This is a genomic window from Arachidicoccus sp. (assembly GCF_050436765.1).
Classification (GTDB): Bacteria; Bacteroidota; Bacteroidia; order Chitinophagales; family Chitinophagaceae; genus Arachidicoccus.
Genome location: NZ_JBNQGD010000199.1, coordinates 24,192 through 37,588 on the forward strand (window position 1 = coordinate 24,192; position 13,397 = coordinate 37,588).

Sequence of the window (13,397 nt, forward strand, 5' to 3'; positions counted from 1 at the left end):
TATAATGTCTCTGTTTCTGGTTCATTTAAATTGTTGTGGCCCCCTTTGAATGGCAACTTTTGCAAAAACTATTTTTATGTCTACTTATTAGGCTTTCTTAGGACATATTCACACCTAACATTTATCTTTTTAAGAAGTCAGGCAAGTCGGCTATTTTTTCGCAACCAACTTGATTCATTACTTGCCAAAGTTGGGTCTTTAAAATATTGATCGTATGATCGCCACCTTTTTTGCCTAAGGCTGCGACACCATACATAAAAGAACGACCCATAAAAGTAAAATCAGCGCCTTCTGCTAGGGTGCGTGCAATATCTGGCCCGGAGCGTAAGCCACTGTCCATCATTATCTTAATCTTGTCTTTAAATAAGGGAACGAACTCTTTTAGTGTAGCAATGGATGATTGCGCCGCATCTAATTGTCTTCCACCGTGGTTGGAGAGAATGACGCCGTCCAGACCTAATTTTATAGACATATCCATATCTGATCGTGAAGAAACACCTTTTAAGACGATTTTTCCTTTCCAAATATCACGAATGGGTTTTATTTTCTCTTCATTCAAAACACCATTAAAAGTATCATTCATAAACCGGCCTAATTGTTTCATATTGAGACCTTTAGGCATATACTGTTTCATTGTTTCAAAGGCGGGTTGCCCATGAAGCAGGGTCGTTAAAGCCCAGTTAGGATGTGCCATGATCTGGATAATATTATTCAAAGTCATTCGGGGCGGCATGGCTAGTCCAAAACGTATATCCCTGGGACGCCAGCCAAAGACAGGAACGTCACAAAGTAATACCAAAACCTCACAACCAGCGTCCTGCGCTCTGTTAAGCACACTATTTGTTACGTCTTCTTTTGCAGGATGATAGAGCTGAAACCATGCCTTCCCTTCTGTAATATTCATGGTTGTTTCTATACTAGCGGTAGTGACGGTACTCAATACAAAAGGTATGTTCGCCGCTTTTGCTGCTTTTGCTAAAATCTCGGGCGCGCCGGGCCACATAAGACCTTGGAGACCGACGGGTGAAATGCCGAATGGCGCGTCGTAAACATGACCAAACAGTTCTGTTTTCATGTCTACTTCCTTTCGCGGTTTGAGGTAATTAGGTATCAGTTCTATCTTACGAATGTCGTCGGTATTTTTTTTGATATTTACATCTTCATTGCAACCGCCATCTAAATATTCAAAAGCAAAATTAGGTATCCTTTTCTTCGCTTTTTTTCTTAAATCATCAACAGATGGATATTTGGGAATGTAGTTTAGTTTCATAGCCAGCGAAATTACTATATTATCTAAAATTATTTTTCCGATATCTTCTCATTTACTTGTTTTATTTTTTCATTAATTGACAATTTTGCAAAAAATATTTTGTCACTTCTATCGATATGTCATTGATTAAAACGATAATCTGTTGTAACAGGCTGCGCTGTAAATTTAAAATTGTAACTTTGCCAGCTATTTATACTCGTTAATTATGCCTCTAAATCAATCTCCCTATTTATTATATTCCGATGGAGAAGGAAATATTTTTGAAGATACTTCTTTGTATGTCGTAGGCCGTGCGGGTTGGGATGCCTTTCCCATCCCACAAGAAGATTGGATAGAACTGCCTCAAGGAGGAAATTTATATGAATTGCCCGGTCGCCGTGGTATTGGGATAGATGTAAAAACGGGTGAGATGCGTCTTTGCGATAAAGGCTGGGCAGTAGCTGCTTTTATTCCACCGGCGCATACAGGTCTATATTTATCGGCTTATGAAACTACACAAGACAATGCACCTACTTTACCACTGTTTTGTTACACCGCAGCCGGTTGGTTAGACGAAAAATTTTATGTACCGGCTGTAAGAATCGAACAGGATATACGTCAGGAGTGTGCCGGATATAACGACGATAAAGTTGCGAGCGGGGCAATAGAATTGTTGAAAAATTATCCCGAAAACCGTCTGGTGAAACACTTGATGGATACTTGTTGCAACACTTATCATTGTCCAGCAGCTCGTAATTTTGCCTTGGCACGCTGGGAGTGTCCGGTCCCCGCTTCGCCCGCCTGCAATGCCAACTGCGTCGGCTGCATTTCTTTTCAGCCTGAAGAAGAAAGCATTGTTTCCACACAAGATAGGCTAACCTTTAAACCGACACCGGAAGAAATTGTGGAATTTACCGTACCACATTTATTGAATGCGCCTTTTCCCATTATAAGCTTTGGTCAAGGCTGCGAAGGGGAACCGCTTTTGATGTGGGAAGTTATTCGCAAAGCAATTATAGAGATACGTAAGCATACCCATAGAGGCAGCATCAATATCAACACCAATGGGTCTAAACCAGATGCGGTAAAAGCCTTGTGTGAAGTGGGATTGAATAGTATTCGGGTGAGTTTAAATTCCGCACAGAAACATATTTATACCAGATATTATTTACCTAATAACTACGAGTTTGAAGATATTGTAGAAAGCTTAAAGGTGGTGAAAAGTTTTGGTGGTTGGACTAGTATTAATTATTTTGTTTTTCCCGGGATGACCGATTCTGAAGCTGAATATGAAGCGTTACGCAAATTAATTAAAGATACCAATCTGGATATGATTCAATGGCGCAATTTCAATATTGATCCTGACTGGTATTTGGGGCATATTGGCGTAAGTGAATCTTTTGAAATGATGGGCATAAAGCAACTGATGAGCCTTATTCACGAGGAGTTTCCCCATGTAAAATTTGGGTATTATAACCCCCCAATAGAGAGAATTCGGGGCGAGTATGAAAATGACTTCGCACATCATTAAATCTTTCGCTCATTTATTCTTTATAAAGGAATCTCTGCTATTCATTGCGAAAACATACGGCCTTCTTTAATTGTTATGCTTAGTCAATGGTTAATTATTATAGCTTATCAAAGAAAACTGCACAGTATTTTTTGCCTCGTTCACAAATGTACCGTAATGATGCTCATATTGTTAACTAGTCCAATAGGATATTTGGCATAATTCTTTACCTTTGTCCATTCTAAAATTTAATAGTAAGTGTCCACACAACGCTCCGTTGCATTTCATACTTTAGGGTGCAAACTCAATTATTCTGAAACCTCTACGCTTTCTCGGATGTTGGAAAGTGATGGTTTTTTAAAAAAAGAATTTGAAGATATTGCTGACGTATATGTTATTAACACATGCTCGGTTACCGATAATGCTGATAAGGAATGTCGTCAGTTGGTGCGCCGCATTCAACGCAAAGCGCCAGAAAGTTTGGTGGTAATTACCGGTTGTTATGCACAACTAAAACCTAAAGAAATATCTGAAATACCGGGGGTAGATTTGGTATTGGGCGCTTCTGAAAAGTTTAATATTGTCGCTCATTTAAGGGAATTAACCAAGGGTGATTCAGCAAAAATATCTAGTTGTGATATTGAAGAAGTTTCCGGTTTCAATACTTCATTTTCATTGAACGATCGTACGCGTACTTTTTTGAAAGTGCAAGATGGCTGCGACTATACCTGTTCTTTTTGTACTATTCCAATGGCCCGCGGGAAAAGTAGGAGTAATACGATTGAAAATGTTTTAATAAATGCACGAAATATCGCGGCATCGGGGGGCGTAAAAGAAATAGTTTTAACTGGTGTAAATCTTGGCGATTTTGGAAAAGGTGCTGATGGTAATAAGAAAACAGAAGAAGATTTTTTAGAATTGATAAAAGAATTAGATTCAATAGAAGGTATTGAACGCTTCCGTATTTCTTCCATTGAACCGAATCTATTATCAGACGAAATTATAGCATTTGTGGCGCGGAGTAAAAAGTTCATGCCACATTTTCATATCCCTTTACAGAGTGGTAGCGATAAAATTTTAGGACTCATGCGCCGCCGTTATAAAAAAGATTTATATAAACAACGTGTTGAATTAATAAAAAGATTAATGCCCCATTGCGCTATTGGAGTAGATGTAATTGTGGGCTTTCCCGGAGAGACTGACGGTGATTTTAAAGAGACCTTTGATTTTCTGCATAGCCTGGATATTTCTTATTTGCATGTTTTTACTTATTCAGAAAGGGCCAATACAAAAGCCTTAGAAATAACGCCGGTGGTTCCTCAAAATGTTCGTCATGAGCGCAATAAAACACTACGTAACCTTTCTTATATGAAAATGCAATATTTTTCTAATCAAAATGTAGGGCAGACTAGAACCGTACTTTTTGAAGACCATAATAAAAATGGTATGATGGAAGGGTATACGGACAATTATATTCGCATCGCTACCCCTTATCAGGAAAAATGGGCAAATGAATTGGTGAGTTGGAAAATTCAGTGAATATCGCCTTTTATCAACACATTCATTTTAAAGGCAATCCTGCCCACGAAGGCTCTTTAACTTTCCGCGGTGACTTTTAAATTATTTGTTCCCTACTCAATTGGCAAGACTTTTGTGTCACTTACTTGATTTTGACCTGTAAAACAAAATATCATGCCTGTATTAAAAGTAATTGAAGTAATGTCGAGCTCTAAGTTAAGTTGGGAAGATGCTGCTCAGCAAGCAGTAAGTGAAGCATCCAAAACGCTAAAAAATATTCGATCCGTATATGTGAAAGATCAAAGTGCGGCGGTGGTGAACGGCAAAATAACTGAATACAGGGTAAACCTTAAATTATCCTTTGTTATCGAGTGACAGGGTCTGGTAACAAAAAGGGCACCGAGTAATACCCGATGCCGCTTTTATCTTTTGTCTGACCTTAATTAGGTTATAAAGATCTAGACGATTTATTCTGTATATAAATTTGCTTTGCTACTTCATCTGAAAAATCTAGAAAAGCTTTTTTGCTAACGCTATCTTCACTTAGCATTACAGGAATGCCTTTATCCCCGCCTTCGCGGATGCTTTGTACCAAAGGTATTTGACCCAAAAAGTTTAGATCGTATTCACTGGCAAGCCTTTTTCCACCTTCTTTTCCGAATATATAATATTTATTTTCGGGTAATTCAGCAGGAGTGAAGTATGCCATGTTTTCTACCAAACCAATAATGGGTGCATCTAGTTGTGCCTGACTAAACATAGCAATGCCCTTTTTTGCATCTGCCAATGCGACGTCTTGCGGAGTAGTTACAATAATAACACCTGTTACTGGTACCAACTGCATCAAGGTAAGATGAATGTCACCTGTACCCGGTGGCATGTCAATGATTAAATAATCCAGTTCATCCCAATAAACGTCGGTCACGAATTGCCGAACAGCACTACTGACCATTGGTCCCCGCCAGACTACGGCTTGTCTTTCATCAACCAGAAAACCAATGCTCATGACTTTAATACCAAATTTTTCTAATGGCACTATTTTGCCTTTCCCTTCAATCTCTGCCATCATCGGCCTATCACCACGCAGCCCAAACATGATAGGCGCACTTGGTCCATAAATATCCGCATCCATCAAACCAACTTTTACTCCATCTTTAGCTAATGCAAGTGCGAGATTGGCTGCAACCGTACTTTTACCTACGCCACCTTTACCACTTACTACCGCTATAATGTTTTTTACTTTGGGTAGTACGGTTTCATGAAGGCTACGCTTGGAATTTACCTTTGAGGTAAAAGTTACATTTACGTTTACCGACGCGTCTTGTGCCAATTCTCTAATTACATTTTCGCATTGTTCATTAATCTCACCTTTATAGGGTGCAGAGGTCATCGGCACCATAATAGTGAGTGCAATATTTTTGCCATGGATTTTTATATCAGCCACCATATTTAGCGATACAATATCTTTCTTTGTGTCCGGGTTTATTACATTTTTTAATGCTTTTAGTATGTCATCTTCTGTCATTATCTGTTAAGTTAAAAGGAAATTAATGGCGCAAAATTAATTCATCATAAGGTTACTTTATCTATATTCCGGTTATTATTTATAATGTCTGCCCATTTTATTGTAAAAACATTCACTTATGCCAGGTTTGATTTATTTTATGAAAAGGATACTTTAACTTTGATAAAGCATAAGTAATACGTTTGAATTGGTGAACAGAAGGTTTAGAAATACATTTTTTACATTTTTTAAAGACTGACTTTTGAATTTTATTAAGACGAAGCCATTTGGTTATTTATTGTTGGTTGCATTTGCAACCTTGTTGAGTGTAAAGAACGTGCAAGCTCAGCAGGGGCAGAAGGTAATACAATTATATGGTATAGTTCGAGCTAATGATAGTTCTTCCGTCTTGCCAGGAGCGAGTGTATATATAAAAGGCACGCACAGGGGAACTATTACGAATGATTATGGTATTTTTTCTATTGCAGTTGTACCCGGAAGTAAAATTGAGTTTTCTTTTATAGGATTTAAAAGTGTGTTTTATACGGTGCCTAACAATGTAAATGGAGATCAATTGATGGTTTCTCCTATGTTGGAGCAGGATACTACTTACTTACCCACTGCAATTGTAACCGCTTTACCTACGCCGGCGGAGTTTCGACGATTGTTCTTAGAAACTTCTATTCCAGATGATAATTATGCCATCGCTCGACAAAACCTTAATTTGGAAAATATGCTTCGACAAATGCGGTACCTCCCAATGGATGCGCAGACGATAGCTAATATGAATTCTCGCGAATTGATTCGACAAGGCTCTCAAAAAGGACTCGTGCCCAGTTCTGGGATTTTTAATCCTCTAGCATGGTATGATTTTATCAGATCCTTAAAAGAAGGTGGCGGCTCTAAATAACCTATTCTCTCTATATCTTTCCTAATGTTTAAATCTTTGACGGTTGCCATGGTAAAAAAGAATGCTTTTATTCGAATGCTTAGTGTCGCAGGCATTACCAGTATGCTATTATGTGCTCAAGTCAGTTTCGCGCAAGCAAACCAATCTTTGGAAAATAGGTATCCACTCGTACCTTATCCCCAAGAACTTACTGCTCGGAGTGGTTCATTCACAATTGACCGGCATACTGTTATTGTTGCCGATAGCAGGATGTTCGCCAATGAAATAGAACAGCTACAGTCTTTGTTAAAGATGAAACTGAAGGTAACAGGAGTAGGGAGCTCTAAAAACTTTATACAATTTAAGCTAGATTCCACCATCACTCATGACGAAGGATATATTTTAGATATTGATAAAAATGACATACTCATATCCGCGAAAAATAATGTAGGCATTTTCCGTGCCGTTGAAACCATTCGTCAATTGTTGCCTAATAAAATTGAGGGACTGATAAACTATTCAAATATTGGTTCCTGGACTGTTCCGGATGTTTACATAAAGGATTTTCCGATATATGAATATCGCGGCATGCATTTAGATGTAGCTAGACATTTCTTTTCTTTTGATTATTTGGAAAAGTTTATCGATAGATTGGCCTTATATAAATTCAACAAACTGCATCTACATTTAACTGATGACGAAGCTTGGCGAATTGAAATAAAAAAATATCCCAAATTAACACAGGAGGGTGCTTGGCGTACTTTTGATGCCCACGACTCCGCCTGTATTGTTCGCGCAAAAGCGACCGACGATCCTGATATGGAAATTGATCCCTCACATATAAAAATCGTGAATGGGAAAGAAATGTATGGCGGGTTTTACACCCAAAAGCAAATGAAAGAAATAGTAGCTTATGCGGCGCAACGTCATATCGATATTATTCCAGAAATAGATATGCCCGGCCATTCACGCATGGCCATTAAATTATATCCTTTCCTTGCTTGCACTGCCGGAAAGGAGACTGGGCAAGGCTTTTCGGTACCAATGTGCCCATGCAATGAAAACACATTCACCTTCGCGGAAAATGTTTATTCCGAGATATTTAAAATATTTCCCTACAAATATGTACACCTTGGCGCTGACGAGGTGAATAAAGAGAGCTGGGCAAAATCACCTGAATGTAAAGAGGTAATGCAAAAACAGCATTTGAAAAATGTGGAGGAATTACAAAGCTATTTTGTAAGAAGAATGGAGAAATTCTTCAATGCACATGGCAAAAAATTAATTGGTTGGGATGAGATATTGGAAGGAGGTGTTACTTCTTCTGCTATTGTTATGTACTGGCGCTCTTGGGTTCCTGATGCGCCGGTTATCGCAGCCAAACAAGGAAATAAAGTAATAATGACACCAGGCAATCCTCTATATTTCGACGCTATCCCTGATCAAAATTCTTTGATGAATGTGTATCATTTTAATCCAATTCCGAAAGGCCTAAATAAACAACAAGCAGCTAATATTATCGGTGCCCAGGCCAATATTTGGACGGAGTATATCCCAACGACCAACCGTCTGGAATTTATGGTTTATCCGCGCATGTTGGCTCTTTCAGAAGTTTTATGGACAGGCAAAACCGATGATGCGTCTTTTTTAAAGAGATTAAGATATCAATACAAAAGAATGGATGCTTTAGATATCCATTACCGCTTACCAGATATTGCCCATCTTTTACAACAAAATGTTTTCATCCATTCAGATACATTGAATTTACAGTCGCCTATGTCCGGTTTAGCGATTCATTATACGGTCGATGGATCCATGCCGAGCATGCAGTCGCCTATTTTGAATAAGCCGATCGTCATTACAAAGTCAGCCACTTATAAAATTGCATTATTCACTGAAGGCGGTTTGCGTGGGCAAATAAATACGGTAAAATTTGACCAACAAGATCTCATGCCTTCCATAATGGTCAAACGCAATTACACCGGCTTAAATGTTGCTTATTATGAAGGCACTTATAGAGCTATTGCCGCTATGGATAAATCAACACCTGCTCGTAGATGGAATGAACCGGATTTAAATTTCTCGAAAGAACATATAAATGCTGGTACTTTCGGATTAAAATTTACAGGCGTAATAACTGTGCCTGAAGATGGGGTCTATTCTTTTTATCTTACATCAGATGACGGTTCTATTTTAAAAATAGCAGATAAACTCGTTGTTGATAATGACGGGTTACATTCTGCACAAGAGAGAAATGGACAGATAGCTTTGCAAAAAGGCAGTCATTTCTTCGAAATAGATTTTATCGAAGGAGGTGGCGGCTATAAATTGCAGTTGCAATACAGCATGCCTAATACTAATCAAAAGCAAAATATCCCGGACACTTGGTTTAAGTAGAATACGGTTGCAAAGCAATTGATTAACAGCCAATACTTTCTGGTCAATCAATTGCTGTTGTGAACAATGAACCAAGATAGAACAACTGGAAATGAGAAGCTACCGGAATATCATTTTTTGCCTTAATTTACAACTTCAATTTGGCCTTCATCTCCTCGGTCAACGCATTTTTATTGATCATAATGGCCACTGTCTTGTAGTTGATATAGGCTTTAGATGCATATAAAAACCCTTTGTAAATATTCTTAGTACCCCAAGAATTTTTTACGATATAATATTCTTTACCATTTTGATCTTTTGCTAAACCTACGATATGCATCAGATGATCATCGGTAGTCTGTTTGTCGTTGTAGGCCGCTTGTCGATTTTCTGGCGTAATATTCATTTCCGTTTTTGGTTCATTAAACCAGTCTTTAATTTCCTCTTTCGTGGTGGTTTTAGCGGAGATGGTGTCTGCACCAGGCGGTACAATAGCTACGCTACTTAACCAATTGAAATAAGGTTCTGAACAATCGGTATCCCATTCTACGGTGTATCCGTTTTTTAATGCATCATCAATAATCTTAGTGAGGTCGTCTAGAGGGACATTGAAGTAATTTGAAACAAATTCCCAATTATCTGGCACCATCAACATTCCTTGTTGCCAATAAGGAGTATTAGTTTGGGACATTATTTCGATATAATTTTTGGGGTCCAATCCTACATATTCATTTGCGAAAGTTTTGGGCGTATAGCTTTTACCTTCAAATGTGAAATGTGCCGGTACTTTTCCCAAATGCGCATCTAAAATTGCAGAGACAGTATCTCGCCAGTTAGTTGGAATATTATGCTGCGCCAGCCATTTATTCAATTGTGTTTTTACCAGTGCTAACATATCACCAAAGTCATTTTCAGTAGCACCTTTTATCAAGCCAGTATAGGTAGACTCGGGCATTGCGCCATATTTTGCATACATATTAATTACATCGTGCGCTTGGCCACCATCACCAAAATTTACGTTACCGTCCATTCTCAGATAATTTTCCGCTTTATCCAAATATGCACATCGCGCCGAAAATATTTTCGAAAGATGTAGTGGCCGCTTGCCCGCTTTTATCATTTCACTTTCCAGAAACGAGTTGGTAGAATAACTCCAACAAGTTCCCGATCTGCCCTGGTTTTCTACAGGTGTGTAGGTGAGGTCTCTTATTTTAGTGAACGCAAAACCATTTGCATCTGCAGTCGATTGGTTTTTGTTTACCTTTTTAATTAAATCTGTTTGTGCTTGTGATATAGTTACTACAAAGACTACAATAAATACCGATAAAAATATTTTTTTCATCATTATCTTTTTTAAAAAAGTATTAGGCAATTCTCTTTCAGGAGTTTACATTGTATGGAGTCAAAGATAGGCAAGTTGTCGAATGTTTTAAACAGTATCTGCTAATTTCCGTTTATTTAATAACAATGATCTTCAGCGCCAAATCCGCGCAGTCAGGCTGAGCGTACGGCAATCTATTGTTTAAATGACCATTCAGTCATTATTTTATCAAATACTAGTTTTTTCATTAGCTCTGGTTTTGTCGCTATCATATCAAACGTTTCACATGAGCATAGAAAAGATAAGCCCAAAGTTCGTTATTCCGCTATTGCAACTGTCAAAATTGCATAGCATACCTTATCAACACAGCTATTCAAACGAAGGGAGAAAAAATCAATTTTCCACAACGGCTTTATTTCCCCTTGAAATGTGGTAATTTGCCGCTTTATTTCGATATAATATTATGGCCAATAAATTGAAAACAAATAAGAGTGCTGTTCCTTCTCCCGATAAACTTACACCGGAGAAAGAAATAAAAGTTTCTGTCTCTGAGATCGTTAAGGACGAGCGTACCTATAAAATCACTGGTGCTATTTTGTTATTGATAGGATTTTTCTTGTTTATTTCTTTCGCTTCTTATCTATTTACCTGGCAAGAAGACCAGGATAAAGTAATGAGTTTTGGGGCCAAAATCTTCAGCACTTCGGATGTAAAAGTGGCGAACCTCTTTGGAGTATTGGGTGCTTATACGTCACACAACTTAATGTATAATGGTTTTGGCGTTGCCTCCTTTCTGCTTTGTACCACTTTTTTCGTCGCAGGGGTAAATTTTCTTTTTGGTAAAAAAGTTTTCTCCTTAAAAAGAAATATAAAATATGTGGTGGCTGGACTCCTAGTGTTGAGCACCACTTTTGCCTTCCTGAATATGGAATTATTGAATGCGGGATTTTCCTGGGGAGGCGCAGCAGGGGAGTTGATATGTGAATGGCTAATAAAATGGATTGGTACCTTAGGCACCGTTTGCGCTATCTTATTAATCTTAGGCATTTATCTTATTTGGCGTTTCGACCCGATATTTTCTCTACATATTTTTAAAAAGAAAGAAAAGAAAATAGCGGAAATCTTACCGGAAATAGATGCGGTGAGGGAAGAGGAACAAGAAAATGAAGGCGCCCAACTATTTGTCGACAGTCAAATAGCTGCAGGGAATCAGTTGAAAAATAAAAAAGGCAAAAGTGTTTCTGTTATAATGCCCGACGCTGCAGAGGAAGATAGATTAGAGTTTTCTGTTGATGAAAAAGAGGAGAAGGAAGTGCCATCGCTCTATGAGGGGGTGGCAAAGGAAGATATTAAACCGTTGGAAGCAAAGGTCACAAAGCCTGTAGTTCCGAATGCGGAAAATATGCCTTTGGAAATAAAGCCGGAAGTCGAAGATGTTCCTTCTGAGATTATTGTAAACCCCGAAGCACCACAGGCCAAAATGATGACGCAGGGCAACTATGAACCCACTTTAGACCTAAGTAATTACAAATATCCTTCTATTGATCTGTTGGATATACACGGGATGGAAAAAAGTGTTCATGATCCCACAGAATTGGAGCAAAATAAAAATCAGATTATATCGACACTCAAAAACTACGATATACAAATTCAACGTATCTCCGCTACGGTAGGCCCGACAGTTACTTTATATGAAATCGTACCTGCACCAGGGGTGCGTATTTCGCGTATTAAAAATTTAGAAGATGACATCGCATTAAGTCTGGCCGCACTGGGAATTCGTATCATTGCACCTATACCTGGTAAAGGAACAATCGGTATCGAAGTGCCTAATATGAATAAGACGATTGTGAGTATGCGTGGATTACTAGCTTCTGATAAATTTCAGAATAACAATTTCTCTTTACCGATTGCCATTGGCAAAAAAATCAATAACGAAAATTTTATTGTGGACTTGGCAAGCATGCCGCATTTGTTGATGGCTGGGGCTACGGGACAAGGTAAATCTGTGGGGGTAAACGCCCTTCTGGTTTCCTTGTTATACAAAAAACACCCTTCACAATTAAAGTTTGTATTGGTCGATCCAAAGAAGGTGGAATTGAGTTTGTATCGTACTATCGAGCATCATTTTTTAGCAAAACTACCGGGTGAAGAGGAAGCTATTATCACCGATACCAAAAAAGTGGTGACGACTTTAAACGCTTTGTGCATCGAGATGGATAACCGTTATGATTTGCTCAAAGAAGCCGGATGCCGCAATATAAAAGAGTATAACGAAAAGTTTGTGAAACGCAGACTTAATCCACAGAAAGGCCATCAGTTTTTGCCTTTCATCGTTTTAGTGATTGACGAATTTGCTGATTTAATTATGACGGCCGGTAAAGAAATAGAAATGCCTATCGCTCGTTTAGCTCAACTGGCAAGGGCGGTAGGTATCCATCTGATTATTGCAACCCAGAGACCTTCGGTGAATATTATTACCGGAACTATTAAGGCAAACTTCCCGGCGCGTATTGCATTTAAGGTTTCTTCGAAAATAGATAGCCGTACTATTCTAGACGCGGGTGGCGCGGAACAATTAATTGGAAAGGGCGATATGCTCATAAGTTACAATGGTGAAATTACCCGTTTACAGTGTGCTTTCGTCGATACACCTGAAGTCGATAAAGTCTGCGATTTTATCGGTGAACAACAAGGCTACCCGGAAGCGTTTTTATTACCGGAATATGTGGACGAAAAAGAACTTGCTAGCGGCGGCGGCAATGACTTGACTGACCGTGATCCGCTGTTTGAAGATGCTGCAAAATTGATCGTTCAAAACCAAGTAGGCTCCACTTCCTTAATTCAAAGAAGAATGAAGCTTGGCTATAACCGTGCCGGCCGATTGATGGATCAATTAGAAATGGCGGGCATCGTAGGTTCTAATCAGGGCAGCAAAGCCAGAGATGTCCTCATAAAAACCGATGCTGATCTTCAATATTTGTTGGATAATATGCCCTAGTATGTGAATAATGCAATATTGCCTTCACT

The 13,397-nt window shown here is 38.7% G+C and carries 9 protein-coding genes; 6 read left to right on the forward strand and 3 right to left on the reverse strand.

Annotation, left to right across the window (positions count from 1 at the left end; genetic code table 11):
* Positions 1 to 121: 121 nt before the first annotated feature.
* A complete protein-coding gene (locus ACQR30_RS08630; RefSeq protein WP_429734064.1) occupies positions 122 to 1,270 on the reverse strand; it encodes an alpha-hydroxy acid oxidase in 1,149 nt (382 codons plus the stop codon).
* A 205-nt stretch (positions 1,271 to 1,475) separates the two neighbouring features.
* Between ACQR30_RS08630 and ACQR30_RS08635 the strand changes: the two genes are divergently transcribed.
* The 3 genes from ACQR30_RS08635 to ACQR30_RS08645 all read left to right on the forward strand — a co-directional run bounded on the left by ACQR30_RS08635 (position 1,476) and on the right by ACQR30_RS08645 (position 4,652).
* A complete protein-coding gene (locus ACQR30_RS08635) occupies positions 1,476 to 2,780 on the forward strand; it encodes a radical SAM protein (RefSeq protein ID WP_429734066.1) in 1,305 nt (434 codons plus the stop codon).
* A 237-nt stretch (positions 2,781 to 3,017) separates the two neighbouring features.
* Positions 3,018 to 4,298 (forward strand): tRNA (N(6)-L-threonylcarbamoyladenosine(37)-C(2))-methylthiotransferase MtaB, encoded by a 1,281-nt coding sequence (mtaB, locus tag ACQR30_RS08640; protein ID WP_429734068.1) that lies wholly within the window; start codon positions 3,018 to 3,020, stop codon positions 4,296 to 4,298.
* 153 nt (positions 4,299 to 4,451) lie between these two features.
* Positions 4,452 to 4,652, forward strand: coding sequence for a dodecin family protein (locus tag ACQR30_RS08645; RefSeq protein WP_429734070.1), 201 nt, complete (start codon positions 4,452 to 4,454; stop codon positions 4,650 to 4,652).
* Between the two features lie 73 nt (positions 4,653 to 4,725).
* On the opposite strand, the gene ACQR30_RS08650 is transcribed toward ACQR30_RS08645, so the two are convergent.
* Positions 4,726 to 5,802, reverse strand: coding sequence for an Mrp/NBP35 family ATP-binding protein (locus tag ACQR30_RS08650; RefSeq protein ID WP_429734072.1), 1,077 nt, complete (start codon positions 5,800 to 5,802; stop codon positions 4,726 to 4,728).
* 241 nt (positions 5,803 to 6,043) lie between these two features.
* Here ACQR30_RS08650 and ACQR30_RS08655 point away from each other — a divergent pair, with 241 nt between their 5' ends.
* Together ACQR30_RS08655 and ACQR30_RS08660 are read left to right on the forward strand one after the other, a co-directional pair.
* Positions 6,044 to 6,691: a carboxypeptidase-like regulatory domain-containing protein gene (locus tag ACQR30_RS08655; protein ID WP_429734074.1), complete on the forward strand. Its 648-nt coding sequence runs from the start codon at positions 6,044 to 6,046 to the stop codon at positions 6,689 to 6,691.
* A gap of 24 nt (positions 6,692 to 6,715) precedes the next feature.
* Positions 6,716 to 9,067, forward strand: a complete 2,352-nt coding sequence (locus tag ACQR30_RS08660) for a family 20 glycosylhydrolase (protein ID WP_429734076.1) — start codon at positions 6,716 to 6,718, stop codon at positions 9,065 to 9,067.
* Positions 9,068 to 9,194: 127 nt separating this feature from the next.
* Here ACQR30_RS08660 and ACQR30_RS08665 read toward each other — a convergent pair whose 3' ends face one another.
* Positions 9,195 to 10,388 (reverse strand): aminopeptidase C, encoded by a 1,194-nt coding sequence (locus ACQR30_RS08665; RefSeq protein ID WP_429734078.1) that lies wholly within the window; start codon positions 10,386 to 10,388, stop codon positions 9,195 to 9,197.
* Between the two features lie 454 nt (positions 10,389 to 10,842).
* Between ACQR30_RS08665 and ACQR30_RS08670 the strand changes: the two genes are divergently transcribed.
* Positions 10,843 to 13,368: a DNA translocase FtsK 4TM domain-containing protein gene (locus ACQR30_RS08670; RefSeq protein WP_429734080.1), complete on the forward strand. Its 2,526-nt coding sequence runs from the start codon at positions 10,843 to 10,845 to the stop codon at positions 13,366 to 13,368.
* Positions 13,369 to 13,397: the final 29 nt, after the last annotated feature.